We start from the raw sequence: 18,698 nt of genomic DNA, 5'->3' as shown, positions 1-18,698 counted from the left end.
GCTTCAAGCACAGGCCATGGCCTTTGGCAAGCCGGGCTTGACCGCCCCCAACAGCCCCCGGTAGCGATCCCTCCACGAGGTGCTTATGGAACGACTGACGCCCGCCCGGGCCCTGTATCTTTGGGACATGCACGATGTGTTCAGTCTGGGGCGCTTGGCGCACCAGCGCCGCATGGAGCTGCATCCAGACCCTGTGGTGACGTACATCGTGGATCGCAATATCAATTACACCAATATCTGCTCCTGCGGATGCCGCTTTTGTGCCTTTTATCGTCCACCAGGAGACCCGGAAGGCTACGTGCTTTCCACCGAGCAGCTGCTCGCCAAAATCCAGGAAACGGTGGATCTCGGCGGGTATCAGATTCTGCTGCAAGGCGGGATGCATCCTGACCTTCCCCTGTCATGGTACGAGGCGATGCTTCGCACCATCAAAGGGGCATATCCCCAGGTAGCGGTCCACGGCTTTTCTCCGCCGGAAATCTGGTTTTTGAGTCAGCAGGAAGGGCGGTCTGTGACCGAGGTGCTGGAGCGGCTGCGGCAGGCGGGGCTCGATTCCATGCCGGGCGGCGGGGCGGAGATCTTGGTGGACGCGGTGCGGGCGCGGGTGTCTCCGCGTAAATGTACGGCGGCCCAGTGGTTGGCAGTCATGGAAGCGGCCCATGCCTTGGGCATGCGGACCACGGCCACCATGATGTTTGGCGTTGGCGAGACCATGGCCCAGCGGCTGGAGCACCTGGAGCGGTTGCGCGCCCTGCAAGACAAGACCGGCGGGTTCACGGCCTTCATCCCCTGGACGTTCCAGCCGAAAAACACCCAGATCGCTGCTGCTGAGGTCTCCTCCCACGAGTATCTCCGATTTTTGGCCTTGAGCCGCCTGTATTTGGATAATTTCCCGAACATTCAGGCATCCTGGGTAACGCAAGGGCCGCATGTGGGCCAACTGGCCCTGTGGTGGGGGGCCAATGACTTCGGCTCCACCATGATCGAAGAAAACGTGGTGGCCGCTGCGGGCGTGCATTTTCGCCTGCCGGAGCCGGAACTGCGCATGCTTGTGGAGCGTGCCGGATTTATTCCCAAACGCCGTACCATGGACTATACCATTATCGAGGGCTGATATGCATTTCGAAGCATTGGAACGCCTCCCCGAGGAAGAGAGCGCCCAGCGCCTTGCGCGGTTGCGTTTTTTCCTGGAGCGGGACTACCCCCATCTGGATGGGCTGCTCGTCTTTTCGCGAGTGAATCTCTACTATCTTACGGGCTCCTTGGCCCAGGGCGTGGCCTGGGTGCCGCGGGAAGGGACCCCGGTGCTGCTGTGCCGCCGCGGCGTGGAGCGGGCCTGGTTGGAATCTCCATGGAGTGCTGTCGGGGAATTCAAGTCCTTTTCCCAGTTGGAAGGCCTCCTGCGTGAGGCCGGCTCTCCCTTAGGAAAGCGGGTGGGGGCGGAGATGCAGGGGCTTTCGTGGGCCATGGGTGAGGTGCTCTCCCGCAAGCTCCCCCAGGTGCAGATCGAGGCCGCCGACGGGGCCTTGGCCCGGACACGGGCCGTGAAAACCCCTTGGGAGCTTGCCAAGATGCGCCTTGCGGGCACCCGCCATCATCGTGCGCTCACGGAAATGCTGCCCGAGCACATCCGGCCTGGCATGAGTGAGTGGCAAATCGCCCAGGCCGTATGGCAGTGCTTTTTCGCCCACGGCCATCATGGGCATATGCGTATGCAGGGCCAGGGGGAGGAGATCTTTTTGGGCCATGTGAGCGCTGGAGATTCGGGAAACTATCCCAGTGCCTTCAATGGGCCGCTTGGGGTGCGTGGCGTGCATCCAGCCGTGCCGCTTCTCGGGTACGCCGGCACGGTGTGGCAGGAGGATCAGCCCTTGGCGGTGGATTGCGGCTTTTGTGTGGAAGGGTATCATACCGACAAGACGCAGGTGTATTGGGCCTCGCAGACCGTGGTGCCGGAGGCGGCCCGCCGCGCCCAGGAGCTCTGCGAGGAAATCCAGATGGAACTCGCCGCGCGTTTGGTGCCGGGGGCGATCCCCGCGGATTTGTACCGTATGGCGGTGCAAAAGGCGCTCCGCGTAGGTCTGGGCGAGGGGTTCATGGGCCTTGGGCGCAACAAAGTAGGCTTCGTGGGGCACGGTATTGGCCTGGCGGTGGACGAATGGCCGGTCATTGCCCCTGGCTTTGACGAACCCTTGGAAGCGGGGATGACGTTGGCCTTGGAGCCCAAACTGGGCATTCCCGGGCTTGGCATGGTTGGGGTGGAAGACACCTTGGTGGTGACGGAGACCGGCGGAGTGCGCCTTACGGGCGAGACTATCGGCCCGGTATTTCTTGCGTGACGCAGGCGGCGGAGATACCGTCGCTGGTGAGGAGGAACCGTGTCTCGACTGTGGCTCATTGATGCCGGGTATTTGTTCAACGCCCGCCATAGCGTGCGTCCTGGATATGAATTCAGCTATCTGAAGTTGCGGCATTACTTGGAACGGCAAGGCCCCATCTGGAGGGCCTATTATTTCAACGCCAGTCCCAATCCTCCCAGCGACGCGCAGGACAATTTCCACCGTTGGCTGCGCAGTGGCCCGCCTTATGGCCCGAAGATCATCACCCAGATCTATCCCCTTCGGCAGCAACGGGCAGACAAGGCATACTGTGAAGAGTGTGGCCAGAAGGTCAGCCTACGCTGTCAGCATCAAGAAGAAAATGGCGCTCCCCACCGCGTGTATAACGAGATCCAAAAAGGCGTGGATGTGGGCATTGCCTTTCGTGCCCTCAGTCTTGCTGCGTACTATGAGACGCTCGTGCTCTCTTCCGGGGATGCGGACCTTGCCGATGTGGTGGATTATTTGGGCAGTAGCGGCAAACGCATCGAACTCGCGGTGTTTCGCGATGGGGTGTCCTCGGAGTTGCAATGCCGCGCGGATCATATCTACTGGCTCAATGATGTGGCCGATACGCTGGAAAACATTCGGGAGGATGAGCGCGCCTCCAGTTTCGAGGAGGGATGATGGTGTCTATTTCCCTCAAACACTATAGCCTGGGAGAGGAAATCGCCCATGCGACCATCCACGGTCTGGCAGCCCTGGGGGCTCTCGTGGGATTGGGGATCCTCGTTGCCCGGGCCGCGTCAGTGGGAGACCCCTGGCATGCCACCGCGGGGGTGGTGTTTGGTTTGACCATGACGGTGCTCTATACGGCGTCCACGCTCTATCACGCCATTGTATCCCCCCAGATCAAGCGCGTGCTGCGGGTGATCGACCATTGCGCCATCTTTGGACTCATCGCCGGCACCTACACCCCGTTTACGGTGGGCGTCTTGCGCTCGGCGCAGGGATTTGCCTTGTGCGCCGCCATCTGGGGGTTGGCCATAGCGGGCATTGCCGCCAAGTGCCTGTGTTTTGAGCGTTTTCGCCGGCTTTCCATCGTCATGTACGTGGGCATGGGCTGGCTGTGTTTGGTGGCGGGACGCGCCTTGTTCGCCGCCCTTTCTCCGGAGAGTCGGTGGTGCCTGCTTGCCGGTGGCGTGGCCTACACGGCTGGGGTGCCGTTTTATGTGTGGAAACGCCTGCCGTACCACCACGCCGTGTGGCACGGTTTTGTGGTGGCAGGCAGCGTCTTTCACTATTTGGCGGTGCTGTGGGCCGTGGGGTGAGGCGGTGCGGCAGGTCGCCATACCAACGTGGGCTTCGGGCCTACTGATTTGGCGGGAGCCCCTCCCATTCCTGCTCCAGGGCCCGCTCCAGGGTGGCTTGAGAAAAGAGGTCGCGCAGGAGGAGCGGGCTTTGCGGTCGTGAGGGAGAAAAGATCGCAAGCACAGGAATGGAGCGGGATCCCAGGGCGGCGAGGAGTTCCATGGCCTGTGGGTCTTCGTGGGTGAGGTCCACGCGCATGAGCACCGCGCCGTAACGCTGGGCGATGGCGGTGCTTGCCTTGGCGGTGAGCACGGTTTTTTCCAAGAATTTGCAGTTGGGGCACCAATCCGCAGTAAAGTCGAGAAGTAGCGGGGTGGTGTGCCGCAGGGTCTCGAAGCGCTGGCGGTCAAAGGGCTGCCATGGGTTTGGGGTGGTTGTGGGGACCAAAAAGATCCATGCGCCAAGGGCGGCCACCATCAGGGCTGTGCCACGCCAGAAAAGGCGCACGGAAGTGGGTTGATGGAGCCCCCCCCAGTGTCCCCACACCCAGGCGCAGAAGGCGCATATCCATAAAAAGGCGAGTGTCGGCAGGATGCGGTCTTGGGGGAGCAGCCCCAAGAGATAGATGGTCGTGCCCAGAAGAAAGAAGCCTAAGCCGATTTCCAGGTACTCCATCCAGGCCCCAGGGCGGGGGAAGATGCGCATGAGTCCCGGGGCTGCCGCGAGTACCAGATACGGGCTCGCCATGCCTATTCCCACACACGCCAATACCGTGACAATGACCAGGGTCGGCTGGATAAGGGCCCAGGCCAAAACCCCTCCGAGGAAGGGGCCGCTGCATGGCGTTGCCAGCAGGGTGGCGAGAAGTCCGGTGGTGAAGGAGTCGATGGGGCCAGGCATATACCCTGGTTGCGGCTTGGCCTTGAGGCTCAGCAGGGGAAGGCTGATGAGCCCAAAAAGGCTCATGGCCAGGAGGAAGACGAGGATGGCGAGCGCGGTGATGGCGTTGGGGTTTTGGAAGATTTGTCCCCATGCCATGCCTGTGACGCCGATGGCGAGGGCCAAAATACAAAAAAAGGAGATGATCCCTGCGGCAAAGGCCAGATTGTGGACCCGAAAGGCGCGGGATGGGGAGTCTTTGTGGGCAGTGGGCATGAGCCCGCGCAACTTGAGCCCGATAACCGGGAGCACGCAGGGCATGAGGTTGAGAATAAATCCTGCGAGCAGGGCAAGGGGAATGGCTGCACCAAGGCTATGGACTTCGAGTCCGGGATCGAAGACCCGCACGGTAAAGGCAGACTCCAGGGCACGGGGTTCGGGAGGCGTCGTGGTGTGTGGCGGCACGGGTGCAGCTTGGGGCTTGGCCTCAGGAAGGGAGTGGGCATAGAGGTCCCACCACGGGGTGTCTTGGGGCGTGCGTGCTGCAGCCAGGGCCGCCTCGGTGATACGGGTTTGGAGCTTTCGGCGTACCGGCTGACAGGTGGTGTCTGAGCAGAGCAGCATACGCACCGCCACCTGGAGCTCCCCCTGGGTTTGGGGAAGCGCAAGGAAGATGGGGGTGGCGCCGGTATAGAGGAGCGCCGTGGCTCCAGGGGAGAGAGGATCCGGGGTGGGGATGCCTGGAGGATAGAGGGCCGCAAGCTGTGTGTCGTTTAATCGGGCATCCACATGCGTGGGAAAGCCGCTGGGACCGGGGGTATTGGCATAGGCGTGCCAGCCAGGGTGCGGGGTGAGCTCGAGCACGGCGAAATTCCCTTCGGGAGCGCGCACGAGCACGAGATTGATATCCACAGGCTCCTCGGCGGCCATGGCGGCCGTGGCGAGGAGAAGCACGAGTCCAAGGGTAATGGGGATTGTCCAGTTCCGCACGGTGACCTCCGGCCTTGCTCGTAGAGGCAAAGGATATTTTCCGGCAAGGCCCGGGATGGGGGGATCCGAGATCAAAGGAAAGCAGAGGACGCCACTGCCTGCAGGGTCACCAACGCTCGCCGCGCTTCCTTCGCCTTCATGAATACGTTACCTAGTGTCTTCATGGGATGACATTTCTATTGTCCCAGCCAGAGTGACAATATCATTGTCCGGTAACACACACTGGAAAAACAGTTGACAGTGGTCGGGGGCTTGCCTATGGGATGCCTCCGTTCGCACGGGCCACTAGCTCAATTGGTAGAGCATCTGACTCTTAATCAGCAGGTTCAAGGTTCGATTCCTTGGTGGCCCACCAGCGATACTCCCCCCTTGGGGCCACTAGCTCAATTGGTAGAGCATCTGACTCTTAATCAGCAGGTTCAAGGTTCGATTCCTTGGTGGCCCACCACGAATGGAAGGCCCTTCTCGAAGATCTCCGAGAAGGGCCTTTGTGCGTATCTTGCCTCTTGTGATGGCCCGCCCCCTCATGGGAGGGCAGGCCGCGCTTTGCCCCCGGACTCTAGGGCTCGCCTTCTGCATTTTTGGTGTCCGGAAGCGCCTTTGGGGTGCTGCACAAGGCCGGAAACTCGTCCGTTTAGGAATGCCCTTGCCTGTGATGGCGGATAGGCTGGGCGTCGGAACGCAGCCAATATTCTTTCCACGAGTCCAGGGTGTATTCCCGCTTGACGAGTACCGATTCGCCTTCGAGCAACTGCTCGCGCTGTATGGGGGTGAGCAGCCGGGAAAGCTGCATGGTTTCCGAGGGGCGAAGATCAGCCATATGTCCATGCTTGGTGATGAGCTTGCCGCGCATACAAATCTCCTTGGTTGCGTATTCAACAATAATTTTTTAAGCAAAAAACGTTCCTGTCAAGACTGGGGTCCTCGGTCGGGATCCAGGAGCGCGAAGAGATTTGTTTTTTATTTTTTTTCAAGATGTTATTTTGAGGGCTGGGGTGCAGGCGCGGATGCAGGTGGGTCCGTATGTCTCGTTTTTGTGTCGTTGTGACGCGCGGGGATCGCTGGGGCAGCCTCAGGACGATTCCTGCGTCTGGAAAATCAGACGGTGGGCGGCGCGGGTAATTCCACCGTTTCTTGCAAACCAGTTACCGTTTCCCGATTGCAAAAAACGCGCATTATGGCACTGCCAAACCATCTTGTCCGATGTCTGTCTTTTTTTTCAGAAGATCACGCAAGGATACCGCCAAGGGGGTGATGGCATATTTTTGTGTTTTTTGAGTAGGTTATCTTTTTTGCGTCATTTGGCACGTTCGTTGATTGGTGGCAGATCGGCCGATTTTCGGCCCACGGAAGCAACCCTTTCCGCAAAGGAGTTTTGTACATGTCCACAATGAAGACTATGGATGGCAATACCGCCACTGCCCATATCGCCTACGCCTTGAGCGACACGGCGGCCATTTATCCCATCACCCCCTCGTCCACCATGGGCGAGCTGGTGGATGACTGGGCCGCAGCCGGCCGGAAGAACATCTTCGGCCAGACGGTCTTGGTGCGTCAGATGCAGTCCGAGGCCGGTGCTGCGGGCGCGGTGCATGGCGCCTTGGCCGGTGGGGCGCTGACGAGCACCTTTACCGCCTCTCAGGGGCTTTTGCTCATGATCCCCAATATGTACAAGATCGCGGGCGAGCTTTTGCCGGGCGTATTCCATGTGAGCGCCCGCGCCATTGCGGCCCATGCCTTGTCCATTTTTGGGGACCATCAGGACGTCATGGCCTGCCGCCAGACGGGTTTCGCCATGTTGGCGTCGAGCTCCGTGCAGGAGGCCATGGACCTGGCTTTGGTGGCACATTTGTCCGCCATCGAGTCCAGTGTGCCGTTTCTCCACTTCTTCGATGGATTCCGGACCTCGCACGAGGTGCAGAAGATCCATGTCATCGACTACGAAGACATCAAGAACGTCGTGAACTGGGAGGCCATCGAGAATTTCCGCGAGCGGGCCATGACTCCGTCCAACCCCACCATCCGGGGCACGGCGCAAAATCCCGACATCTATTTTCAAGGCCGGGAAGCGGCCAATGTGTTCTACAACGAAGTCCCGGGGATCGTGGTGGAGCAGATGAAGAAAGTGGCCTCCATCACCGGCCGCGCCTACAAGCCCTTTGACTACGTGGGCCACCCGGAGGCCAGCCGCGTCATCGTGGCCATGGGTTCGGGATGCGAGACCATCGAGGAAGTGGTGGAGCACTTGAACGCCCGTGGCGAGCGAGTGGGCCTGGTCAAAGTACGCCTGTTCCGTCCCTTTGTGCCGGAGTTCTTGCTGCGAGCCATCCCGGCCTCGGCCGAAGTGGTGACGGTCCTGGATCGCACCAAGGAGCCCGGCGCCCAGGGCGAGCCCCTCTACAAGGACGTGTGCTCCGCCTACCTGGAGCATGGTCAGGCGCCGGAGATCGTGGCCGGCCGTTATGGTTTGGGCTCCAAGGAGTTCACCCCGGCCATGGTCAAGGCGGTGTTCGACAACATGCGCGCCACTGCCCCCAAGCACCACTTCACCGTGGGCATCGAAGACGACGTTACGCACACCTCCCTGGAGATCCCGCCCTTTGCCGACACTACTCCCGAAGGCACCATCCAGTGCAAGTTCTGGGGCTTGGGCTCTGACGGCACGGTGGGTGCCAACAAGGAGGCCATCAAGATCATCGGTGACAACACCGACCTCTATGCCCAGGGCTATTTTGCCTACGACTCCAAGAAGTCCGGCGGTATTACCGTATCGCACCTGCGTTTTGGCAAGTCGCCCATCAAGTCCACGTATCTCGTCACTTCTGCGGATTACATCGCCTGCCACAAGGCCAATTACGTGCGCCTCTATGACGTGCTCGAAGGCATCAAGGACGGCGGCATCTTTGTGCTCAATTCCAATTGGACCCTGGAAGACATGGAGCGGGAGATCCCGGCCTCGGTGCGGCGCACCATCGCCCAGAAGAAGCTGCGCTTCTACAACGTTGACGCCGTGAAGATCGCCCAGGAAGTGGGGCTCGGCAACCGCATCAACATGGTCATGCAGACCGCCTTCTTCAAGTTAGCCAATGTGCTCCCCTTTGCAACTGCTGTGGATCTGCTCAAAAAGTCCATCCACAAGGCGTACGGCAAGAAGGGGGACAAGATCGTGGCCATGAACATCGCCGCTGTGGATCGCGCCATCGATGCCCTGGAAGAGGTGCAGTATCCGGCCTCCTGGGCGGACCTTGCCCCGGAGGCACCGGTGGAGCGGGACGAGCCGGATTTCGTGAAAAACGTCATGCGGCCCATGCTCGCCCAGAAGGGCGACAACCTGCCGGTGTCGGCCTTCGAGCCGGACGGCATCTTCCCGGTGGGCACCTCGCAATACGAAAAGCGTGGGGTGGCCATCAACGTGCCGCAGTGGATCCCGGCCAATTGCATCCAGTGCAACCAGTGCTCCTTTGTCTGTCCGCACGCGGCCATCCTGCCGGTGCTGGCCACGCCCGAGGAACTGGAAGGAGCGCCGGCCACCTTCGAGACCATCGATGCCAATGGCAAGGAGCTCAAGGGCCTCAAGTTCCGCATCCAGGTGAATACTCTGGACTGCATGGGCTGCGGCAATTGCGCCGATATCTGCCCGGCCAAGACCAAGGCCCTGGTCATGCAACCTCTGGAGACGCAGACTGCGGTGGAGGTCCCCAATTACGAGTTCTCCACCACCATTTCCTGGAAGGACCGTTTGGTGCGTCGGGATACGGTCAAGGGCAGCCAGTTCCAGAAGCCGCTCTTGGAGTTCTCGGGCGCTTGTGCCGGCTGCGGTGAGACCCCGTACGTCAAGGTGCTCACCCAGCTCTTTGGCGAGCGCATGATCATCGCCAATGCCACTGGGTGTTCGTCCATCTGGGGGGCGTCCGCGCCCAGCGCGCCGTACACGGTGAATGCCGAAGGTCACGGCCCGGCCTGGGGCAACTCCCTGTTCGAGGACGCGGCCGAGTTCGGCTATGGCATCCAGATGGCCTACGCCCAGCGCCAGGCCAAGCTGGTGGCCCTGATGGAGGAGGCCATTGCGCAGGGGGTGTCGGAAGAGCTGGCCACGGCCTTCAAGAACTGGATGGCAGTGCGCCATGACGGCGAGAAGTCCGTGGAAGCGGCGGAAGCCGTGCGCGAGGCCCTGTGGAACAGCGAGCGCACCGAGATCCTCGACGCCATCCTCGCCATGGACGACCTCTTGGTGAAGAAGTCCTTCTGGATCTTTGGTGGCGATGGCTGGGCCTACGACATCGGCTACGGAGGCTTGGACCACGTGCTGGCCTCAGGTGAGGATGTCAATGTCCTGGTCATGGACACCGAGGTGTATTCCAACACCGGCGGCCAGTCCTCCAAGGCCACGCCCTTGGGGTCTATCGCCAAGTTCGCGGCTGCGGGCAAACGCGTGCGCAAGAAGGACTTGGGCCTCATGGCCATGAGCTATGGCTACGTATACGTGGCTTCCGTGGCCATGGGCGCGGACAAGGCCCAGCTCATGAAGGCCTTCAAGGAGGCCGAGGCCTACCCTGGGCCGTCGCTCATCATTGCCTACGCCCCGTGCATCAACCAGGGCATCCGCAAGGGCATGGGCAAGACCCAGGAAGAGGCCAAGCGGGCGGTGCAGTGTGGCTACTGGCCGCTGTACCGCTTCAATCCGCTCCTTGCCCAGGAAGGCAAGAACCCCTTCATCTTGGATTCCAAGGCCCCCGATGGAACCATCCAGGAGTTCTTGCTGGGTGAAAACCGTTTCGCCATGCTCGAGAAGATTGCTCCGGAAGACGCCAAGCGGCTGCGCACGCGGCTGGAACAGGAGTATCTGGAGCGCTTCCACATGTACGAGTATCTGGCGAGCCGAAAACCGGAATCGGTCATCGCCCAGGGAGCTGGCGATGCGCCCCAGACCCCGGAGAGCGAGGTGTGCGTGGTGACGGCCACCGCCGAGCATTCGGGTGCCGGGCGGCCTGCCGAGCCCTGCGATGACGGCCGGGCCGGAAAATAGGTAGAGGTCTGCCCCTGCCCAGGCTTGGGGGAGTCTGGGCAGGGGCCGTATTGGTGATCACTTGTGGAGGGAAACATGTCTATTCCTGCATTGGCTCTGGTGGCATTCTTGCCCATCCTCGTGGCATTGGTCCTCATGGTCGGCATGCGTTGGCCATCGACCAAGGCGATGCCCCTTGCCTGGTTGGTGTGCGCGCTGAGCGCCCTTTTGGTATGGCAATTGCCAGTGGGCTATATTGCCGCGTTGTCGCTTCAGGGCATCATCGTGGCCATCGGCGTGCTCATCATCGTGTTCGGCGCCATCATCATCTTGTATACCCTCAAGTATTCGGGTGGCATGGAGACCATCCAGTATGGCATGCAGAACATCAGCCGCGACAAGCGCATCCAGGCCATCATCATCGGCTACATGTTCGCCGCTTTCATCGAGGGTGCCGCAGGCTTTGGAACGCCGGCAGCCCTGGCCGCGCCGTTGCTTTTGGCACTCGGGTTCCCGCCTCTCGCCGCTGCCGTCATCTGCTTGGTGTTCAATTCCTTCTGCGTGTCCTTTGGCGCTGTGGGCACCCCCATCCTCATCGGCCTCAAATTTTTGGCTCCATTGGTCAAGGAAGCGGCCGATGCGGCAACGCCCGGTCTCAATTTCACGGATTTCGCCTCCTTCGCCAAAGTCATGGGACAATGGGTTTCCCTCATGCATCTGGGGATGATTTTCATCCTGCCCATCTTCATGCTGGGTTTTCTCACCCGTTTTTACGGCCAGAACAAATCTTGGTCTGAAGGCTTTGCCGCCTGGAAGTTCTGTGTGTTCGCCGCGGTGGCCTTTGCCGTGCCGTATGTCGGCTTGGCGTGGCTTATGGGTCCGGAGTTCCCTTCGCTCATCGGCGGTCTCTTGGGGCTAGGCATTATCGTGGCTGGCGCCAAGGCGGGTTTCTGTATGCCGGAAACGGTGTGGGACTTTGGCCCACAGGATCGCTGGGATCCCGAGTGGACCGGGTCCATTCAGTGTGATACCTCCTGCCAGTTCAAGGAGCACATGAGCCAGTTCAGGGCGTGGCTGCCGTATGTCATCATCGGCCTGATCCTGGTGGCCACTCGTGTGCCGGCCTTGGGACTCAAGGCTTGGCTTTCGGCCCAGAAGATCGGCTTCACGGATCTTCTCGGGTACAAGGGTGTGTCTGCATCCATCGACTATCTCTACCTGCCGGGGACTATTCCCTTCACTCTCGTGGCGATCTTGACCATCTTCCTCCACGGCATGAGTGGTGATGCCGTGAAAAAGGCGTGGACCGAGTCTTTTGCCAAGATGAAGGCCCCGACCATTGCGCTCTTTGCCGCCGTGGCCTTGGTGTCCATCTTCCGTGGCTCCGGTGTGGCGGACGCAGCCCTCAATCCCAATAACTATCCGTCCATGCCGTTGGCCATGGCCAAGGCGGTGGCGGCTTTTGCCGGGAATGCCTGGCCATTCCTTGCCTCCTATGTGGGTGGGCTTGGGGCTTTTATCACTGGATCGAATACGGTGTCGAACCTGCTCTTTGCTGAGTTCCAATGGGGCGTGGCCCAGACTTTGGCTTTGCCGCGGCAGATCATTGTGGCTGCTCAGGTGGCTGGCGGCGCCATGGGCAACATGGTGTGCATTCACAACATCGTGGCGGCCTGTGCCGTGACAGGGCTCATTGGCCGTGAGGGGCTCATTCTCAGACGTACCTTCTGGCCCTTCGTGCTCTACGGCGTGGTGGTCGGCATTGTGGCAGGGCTCATGAGCTTCGTGTTTTTGCCACACCTCTTCTAAATTCCATGGTTAGTCCGGCCCCAGGGTCGTCCCTGGGGCCTTTCATCCCCTGTTTTTTTCAAGGAGATGTTCATGATTTCCACGAGTCTGCTCTCGGCCTTCCAGACCTTGCTCGGTAAGGAAAATGTCCTCGATAGCGAGGCGGACCGCCATTCCTATGCGTATGACGCCGCGGTGCTGGAGCCCGTGGTGCCGGAATTGGTGCTGCGCCCGACGACCAGCGAGCAGTTGGGCAAAACCGTGGCCCTGTGCTTCGAGAACGACCTCCCCATCACCGTGCGCGGCGCGGGGACCAACTTGAGCGGCGGCACCATCCCCACCAAGGAAAAGGGCGTGGTCATCCTCACCAACGGCCTCAACAAGATTCTCGAAATCAACGAGCAGGACCTCTATGCGGTGGTGGAGCCTGGCGTGGTCACGGCCAAGTTCGCCGCAGAGGTGGCCAAGCGCGGGCTCTTCTATCCTCCGGACCCAGGGTCCCAGGCCGTGTCCACCTTGGGCGGCAATGTGAGCGAAAACGCCGGCGGCCTGCGCGGCCTCAAATACGGAGTCACCAAAGACTATGTCATGGGCGTCAATTTCTGGAACGCCCAGGGCGAGTACGTCAAATCCGGCGGCAAGACCGTCAAATGCGTCACCGGCCTCAACATCAGTCAGCTCATGGTGGGCTCTGAGGGGACCTTGGGGGTCTTCGACCAGATCATTTTGAAGCTGGTGCCGCCGCCGGTGGCCTCCAAGGCTATGCTGGCGGAGTTCGACGACATCGACAAGGCCTCGCAGACCGTGGCTGCCATCATCGCCGCCAAGATCGTGCCCTGCACCTTGGAGCTGCTCGATAATGCCACCATCAATTACGTGGAGGCCTTCACCAAGGCAGGACTGCCCACCGACGCCGCGGCCATCTTGCTCATTGAGGTGGACGGCGGCCATCAGGCCCTGGTGGAAGACGATGCCGCCAAGGTGGTCGATATCTGCAAGCAAGAAGGTGCCCGCCGGGTGGTGCTGGCCAAGGACGCTGCGGAAAAGAACAAGCTGTGGGAGGCGCGGCGTAACGCCCTGCCGGCCCTGGCCCGCGCCCGTCCCACCACGGTGCTCGAAGACGCCACCGTGCCGCGGAGCCAGATCCCGGCCATGATTCGGGCCATCAACAAGATTGCGGAGAAGTACCGCCTGCAGATCGGTACCTTCGGCCATGCCGGCGACGGCAATCTTCATCCCACCATCCTCACCGACCGGCGGGACAAGGAAGAGTTCCACCGCGTGGAACTGGCCGTGGACGAGATCTTCGACGTGGCCCTGTCCTTGGGCGGCACCTTGTCCGGGGAGCATGGCATCGGCCTGGCCAAGGCCAAGTGGCTCGAAAAGGAGACCACCCGCGCGACCATCATCTATTCGCGCACCATCAAGAAGGCCGTGGATCCCAAGTATCTCCTCAACCCTGGCAAGGTCATCGGAGGCTAGCATGACGCAGGATCTCCATTCCCTGGCCCGCATGCTCATGGAGCTGGACGACCAGATGGTCGCCTGCATGAAGTGCGGCATGTGCCAGGCGGTCTGTCCGGTGTTTGCCGAGACCATGCGCGAAGGCGACGTTGCCCGGGGAAAGATCGCCCTTCTGGAAGACCTGGCCCACGAGATGATCCGCGACGCCGAAGGCGTGCAGCAAAAACTCAACATGTGCCTCTTGTGCGGCTCCTGCGCGGCCAATTGTCCCAGCGGAGTGAAGGTGCTCGACATCTTCCTCAAGGCCCGGGTCATCGTGAACACCTACATGGGACTTTCACCCACCAAGAAGGCCATCTTCAAGGGACTGCTCACCAAGCCGGCCCTGTTCAACAGCCTCTTGGACGTGGCCTCCAAGTTCCAGGGGCTGTTCACCAAGCCGGCCAGCGACGTCATCGGCTCGTCGTGCGCCCGCATTCAGGCCCCGGTCATCGGAGGCCGCCACTTCATGCCTTTGGCCAAAAAGCCGCTGCGTAAATTGGTGCCGTCCATGAGCACCCGTCCGGGCAAAAGCGGCTACCGTGTGGCCTTTTTCCCAGGCTGCGTGGTGGACAAGATCTATCCCCAGGTGGGGCAGGCGGCCCTCAAGGTGCTGGAGCACCACGAGGTGGGCGTGTATCTGCCCGCTGGCCAGGCCTGCTGCGGCATCCCGGCCTTGTCCTCGGGCGACAAGGAGTCCTTCGATCAATTGGTGCTCCACAACCTCGAGCTCTTCGAGAAGGAGCACTTCGACTACCTGCTTACTCCCTGTGCCACCTGTTCGGCGACCATCCATGAGATCTGGCCGCTTATGAGCGGTGACAAGAAGGAGTCCTTGCGCGACCGCATCCAGGCCATGGCCGAGCGCACCATGGACATCGGCCAGTTTCTCGTGGACGTGCTCCATGTGGAGGTCCCGACGCAAGGCAGCGGCACGCGGGTGACCTACCACGACCCGTGCCACTTGAAGAAATCCCTCAAGGTGAGCGAGCAGCCGCGGGCGCTGCTGCGCTCCAATCCCAAGGTGCAGTTCGTGGAAATGGCCGAGGCCGACCGCTGCTGCGGGTGTGGCGGCAGTTTCAATCTCCAGCACTATGACCTCTCCAAGGATATTGGTACGCAGAAACGCAACAATATCGTGGCTTCGGGAGCGGATGTGGTGGCCACGGGGTGTCCTGCCTGCATGCTGCAAATCTCGGATATGCTCTCGCAACACGGAGATCGTGTAGCGGTGAAGCATTTTATTGAAGTGTACGCAGAATCATTGTAATCATAGAGGGGAACAAGAATATCCTTGTTCCCCATGTTTTTGTGTTCTTGATTGATTTGTTTATACAAACAATGACAAGTCTAGGTGCATCCATGAGGGCGCTATGGCAAAAAGTCTCTATATAACGGCCACGGAAGCACGGAGTGGAAAGTCCGCGATTGTGCTTGGTGTCATGCAAATGCTCCTTCGCGACATTCGTCGCGTTGGTTTTTTTCGTCCGATAATCAACGATGAATCTGGCAAGAAAGACCATGATATCGACTTGGTGTTGTCCCAATTCTATCTTGGTCTACAATATGAAGAAACGTACGCCCTGACCATGCGTCAGGCCAAAGAGATGGTGAATGCCGGACAGCACGCCCTGCTCATGGAGCGCATCATCAACAAATACAAGGAGCTGGAATCCAAGTGTGACTTTGTGCTCCTTGAGGGGACGGACTTTGAAGGCGGCTCTCCGGCCTTCGAGTTCGACATCAATGCCGACATCGCCGCCAACTTGGGAAGTCCTTTGCTCGTGGTGGTCAATGCCTGCCAGAAAACCGAGCACGAGATCATCAGCTCCACCAAGTTGTCGCTGGAATCTTTTTCGGAAAAGGCGGTGGATATCCTCGGTATTATCGTCAACCGGGTGGCGGTGGCCGACCGCGAGGCCCTGCGCATTGCCTTGCGCCAAAGCCTCGCGCGGATGGACGTATTACTCTATCTCATCCCCGAAGTGGCGGTGCTCGGCAAGCCTACTATGGCTGACGTGATGAAATGGGTGGGCGCTGAGGTGCTCTACGGTCGCGACAACCTGGAGACCCAGGTGGAAGACATCGTGGTGGCGGCCATGCAGATCGGCAATTTCCTCGACTACATCGAAAAGGGGAGTCTGGTGGTGACTCCGGGCGATCGCTCGGACATCATCGTGAGCGCCTTGGCCTCGCGGCTGTCCGCAGCGTATCCCGACATCGCCGGAATTCTGCTTACCGGCGGCATCCGGCCGGATCGCAACGTGGCGCGTCTGGTGGAGGGCTGGACCGGCGTGCCCGTACCGGTGCTTTTGGGCAAGGAGGCCACGTTCCAGACCGCCCGGCGCCTCTACAACATGTACGGCAAGATTGAGCCCGACAACCAGAAGAAGATCGCTTCCGCTCTCGGTGTCTTTGAGGAGAATGTGGATACGGTGGAGATGCGCTCGCGCCTCAATACCCGCAAATCCACCAAGGTGACGCCGCAGATGTTCGAGTATAGCCTCATCGAGAAGGCCAAAGCACACCGCCAGCACATTGTGCTTCCCGAAGGCTCTGATGAACGGATCCTGCGGGCTGCAGATATCCTGATGCGTCGTGGTGTCGTGGACCTGACTATTTTGGGTGATATTCCCACCATCCATTCCAAGATTTCCCAGATGGGTCTCAATCTCGATGCCGTGCAGCTCATCGATCCATCCAAGAGTCCGGATCTCGAAGAATACATCGAAACATTCCATGAACTCCGCAAAAGCAAAGGAGTATCGCGGGAACTTGCTTGTGATTGCATGATGGATCCCACCTATTTTGGGACCATGATGGTGTATTTGGGCAAGGCCGATGGTATGGTCTCAGGCGCCATCAACACCACGGCGCACACCATTCGGCCGGCGCTGCAGATCATCAAGACCAAGCCCGGTATTTCCATTGTATCCAGTGTGTTTTTCATGTGCCTCAAGGATCGGGTGCTGGTATTCGGCGACTGCGCCGTGAACCCCAATCCCAATCCCCAGCAGCTGGCGGAGATCGCCATCAACTCCGCCGAGACTGCCCGGGTGTTCGGCATCGAGCCGCGGGTGGCCATGTTGTCGTATTCCACCGGAGACTCAGGGGCGGGCAGCGATGTGGACCTGGTCATCGAGGCCACGCGCATCGCTCGCGAGCGGGCGCCGGAGCTGCTCATCGAAGGCCCCATCCAGTACGATGCGGCCATCGATCCGGAGGTGGCGCAAAAGAAGCTTCCCGGAAGCCCGGTGGCCGGCCGGGCCACGGTGTTCATCTTCCCGGACCTCAATACCGGCAACAATACCTACAAGGCCGTGCAGCGGGCGGCCAACGCCGTGGCCATCGGTCCGGTGCTCCAGGGCCTCAAAAAGCCGGTCAATGACCTCTCCCGCGGCTGCTTGGTACCGGATATCGTCAATACCGTGGCCATTACCGCCATCCAGGCCCAGGCGGAAAAGGGGATCATCGCGCAGCAGGATTAGCTGCTTTTCTCGCATATCCAGGCGGCATGACTTGGTCTCGTGCCGCTTTTTTTATATCACCCCATGGAAAGGAGATGGATTATGTATGTTTTCGTGATCAATTCGGGAAGTTCTTCCCTCAAATATCAGCTTTTGGATATGGATAAGCGCCAGGCAGTGGCATCAGGGGTTGTGGAGCGCATTGGTGAAACCATGGGCCGCATCACCCATAAAAAATATCCTGGCCAACAAAACGAGGCCAAAACATCCATGGACATGCCTTTCCCTGACCACCGTGTGGCCATGGATCAGGCGGTTGCCTTGCTCGTGCATCCTGAGCATGGGGTCATTGCTTCCCGAGACGCCATTCAGGCTATCGGTCACCGCGTGGTGCAGGGCGGGGAGACTTTGGTGCAGAGCACCCGCATCACCCCGGAGGTCATTGCCCAGATTCGCGCCAACTTCCAGCTGAGCCCCTTGCACAATCCCGCCAACCTGGTGGGCATCGAGGCGGCGCTGGAGCTCTTCCCCCACGCCCCGCAGGTGGCGGTGTTCGACACCGAATTCCACCAGACCATGCCGCCGGCCGCCTATCTGTACCCGATCCCGTATCATTTCTACGAGGAAATGCGCGTGCGGCGCTACGGTTTTCATGGCACCTCGCACCGCTACGTGACCCGCGAGGCCGCCCGTCTCATGGGCAAACCCATGGATGCCGTGAACCTGGTAACGCTGCACCTCGGCAATGGGTGCAGCATGGCCGCCGTTCGTCAGGGCCGGTGCGTGGATACCACCATGGGCATGACCCCGCTCTCGGGGCTCATGATGGGCACCCGCAGCGGCGACATCGACCCGGCCATCGTCTTCTTCCTCATGAAGGAAAAAGGCTACAACGTGGACCAGATGGACGCCATCCTGAACAAGGAGAGCGGGCTGAAGGGGATTTGCGGCAAAAACGACATGCGCGACATCCATGAGGCGGCAGCCGCGGGTGACGAGCGTGCGCGTTTGGCCCTGGAGATGTTCGTGGGCCGGATCCGCAAGTTTTTGGGCGCCTATCTGACGGTCACCGGGCCCTTGGATGCCATCGTCTTTACCGCTGGCATCGGCGAGAACGACGACATCGTCCGTCGCATGGTGTGTCAGGACTTGGAGCATCTGGGCATCGTCCTGGACGAGGCGGCCAACGCCGGCCGCAAGGGCGCGGCCACGGCGGTACACGCCCCAACGAGCCGCGTACAAATCTGGGTCATCCCCACTAACGAGGAACTGGAGATCGCCCAGGCCACGGTGGCGGTCCTGGAAAACTCGCTCTAAGCGCGCCCTGCCTCCGGCCTGGGTCTGGCGGCGTTTCCCGCCCGGCCCAGGCTTTTTTTGTGGCTTGTGCCTCGGAGCGCTGGCCAAGAAAGCAGAAGCCCCATTTTTTGTTTCCCAACG

Annotated in this window: 12 protein-coding genes and 2 tRNA genes; 12 read left to right on the top strand and 2 right to left on the bottom strand. The window is 60.4% G+C overall.

Going from position 1 to position 18,698, the window contains the following annotated elements; genetic code table 11:
* Positions 1 to 85: 85 nt before the first annotated feature.
* The 4 genes from mqnC to QMF81_RS08475 are packed head-to-tail and all read left to right on the top strand — an operon-like array spanning position 86 to position 3,649.
* The gene (gene mqnC / locus QMF81_RS08490) at positions 86 to 1,114 is read left to right on the top strand and encodes a cyclic dehypoxanthinyl futalosine synthase (RefSeq protein WP_281750375.1); all 1,029 of its coding nucleotides are present in this window, start codon (positions 86 to 88) and stop codon (positions 1,112 to 1,114) included.
* 1 nt (position 1,115) lies between these two features.
* Positions 1,116 to 2,339 (top strand): Xaa-Pro peptidase family protein, encoded by a 1,224-nt coding sequence (locus QMF81_RS08485; RefSeq protein WP_281750374.1) that lies wholly within the window; start codon positions 1,116 to 1,118, stop codon positions 2,337 to 2,339.
* A 39-nt stretch (positions 2,340 to 2,378) separates the two neighbouring features.
* Positions 2,379 to 3,005: an NYN domain-containing protein gene (locus tag QMF81_RS08480; protein WP_281750373.1), complete on the top strand. Its 627-nt coding sequence runs from the start codon at positions 2,379 to 2,381 to the stop codon at positions 3,003 to 3,005.
* A complete protein-coding gene (locus QMF81_RS08475; RefSeq protein ID WP_281750372.1) occupies positions 3,005 to 3,649 on the top strand; it encodes a hemolysin III family protein in 645 nt (214 codons plus the stop codon). Before QMF81_RS08480 ends, QMF81_RS08475 begins: the two co-directional genes overlap by 1 nt.
* 40 nt (positions 3,650 to 3,689) lie before the next feature.
* On the opposite strand, the gene QMF81_RS08470 is transcribed toward QMF81_RS08475, so the two are convergent.
* Positions 3,690 to 5,498: a thioredoxin family protein gene (locus QMF81_RS08470; protein ID WP_281750371.1), complete on the bottom strand. Its 1,809-nt coding sequence runs from the start codon at positions 5,496 to 5,498 to the stop codon at positions 3,690 to 3,692.
* Positions 5,499 to 5,777: 279 nt separating this feature from the next.
* On the opposite strand from QMF81_RS08470, the gene QMF81_RS08465 reads away from it, so the two are divergent.
* Both QMF81_RS08465 and QMF81_RS08460 read left to right on the top strand, forming a co-directional pair.
* A tRNA-Lys gene (locus tag QMF81_RS08465) sits at positions 5,778 to 5,853 on the top strand.
* A 17-nt stretch (positions 5,854 to 5,870) separates the two neighbouring features.
* A tRNA-Lys gene (locus tag QMF81_RS08460) sits at positions 5,871 to 5,946 on the top strand.
* 186 nt (positions 5,947 to 6,132) lie between these two features.
* Here QMF81_RS08460 and QMF81_RS08455 read toward each other — a convergent pair.
* Positions 6,133 to 6,351: a hypothetical protein gene (locus tag QMF81_RS08455; protein WP_281750370.1), complete on the bottom strand. Its 219-nt coding sequence runs from the start codon at positions 6,349 to 6,351 to the stop codon at positions 6,133 to 6,135.
* A 528-nt stretch (positions 6,352 to 6,879) separates the two neighbouring features.
* Here QMF81_RS08455 and nifJ point away from each other — a divergent pair.
* The 6 genes from nifJ (at position 6,880) to QMF81_RS08425 (ending at position 18,578) form a co-directional block, all read left to right on the top strand.
* Entirely contained in the window at positions 6,880 to 10,524 is a 3,645-nt protein-coding gene (gene nifJ / locus QMF81_RS08450) for a pyruvate:ferredoxin (flavodoxin) oxidoreductase (RefSeq protein WP_281750369.1), read from the top strand.
* A 75-nt stretch (positions 10,525 to 10,599) separates the two neighbouring features.
* Positions 10,600 to 12,312, top strand: a complete 1,713-nt coding sequence (locus QMF81_RS08445) for an L-lactate permease (protein WP_281750368.1) — start codon at positions 10,600 to 10,602, stop codon at positions 12,310 to 12,312.
* Between the two features lie 72 nt (positions 12,313 to 12,384).
* The gene (locus QMF81_RS08440) at positions 12,385 to 13,773 is read left to right on the top strand and encodes an FAD-linked oxidase C-terminal domain-containing protein (protein ID WP_281750367.1); all 1,389 of its coding nucleotides are present in this window, start codon (positions 12,385 to 12,387) and stop codon (positions 13,771 to 13,773) included.
* Position 13,774: 1 nt separating this feature from the next.
* Positions 13,775 to 15,064, top strand: a complete 1,290-nt coding sequence (locus QMF81_RS08435) for a (Fe-S)-binding protein (RefSeq protein ID WP_281750366.1) — start codon at positions 13,775 to 13,777, stop codon at positions 15,062 to 15,064.
* Positions 15,065 to 15,167: 103 nt separating this feature from the next.
* Positions 15,168 to 17,282 carry a phosphate acetyltransferase gene (gene pta, locus QMF81_RS08430; RefSeq protein WP_281750365.1) on the top strand — a complete coding sequence of 705 codons (2,115 nt, stop codon included), beginning with the start codon at positions 15,168 to 15,170 and terminating at the stop codon, positions 17,280 to 17,282.
* 81 nt (positions 17,283 to 17,363) lie between these two features.
* A complete protein-coding gene (locus QMF81_RS08425; protein ID WP_281750364.1) occupies positions 17,364 to 18,578 on the top strand; it encodes an acetate kinase in 1,215 nt (404 codons plus the stop codon).
* Positions 18,579 to 18,698: the final 120 nt, after the last annotated feature.

The organism is Thermodesulfomicrobium sp. WS, from assembly GCF_027925145.1.
Taxonomy (GTDB): domain Bacteria; phylum Desulfobacterota; class Desulfovibrionia; order Desulfovibrionales; family Desulfomicrobiaceae; genus Thermodesulfomicrobium.
The sequence above is the reverse complement of the archived record's forward strand: the minus strand, read 5'-3'. Positions and strand labels throughout refer to the sequence as shown.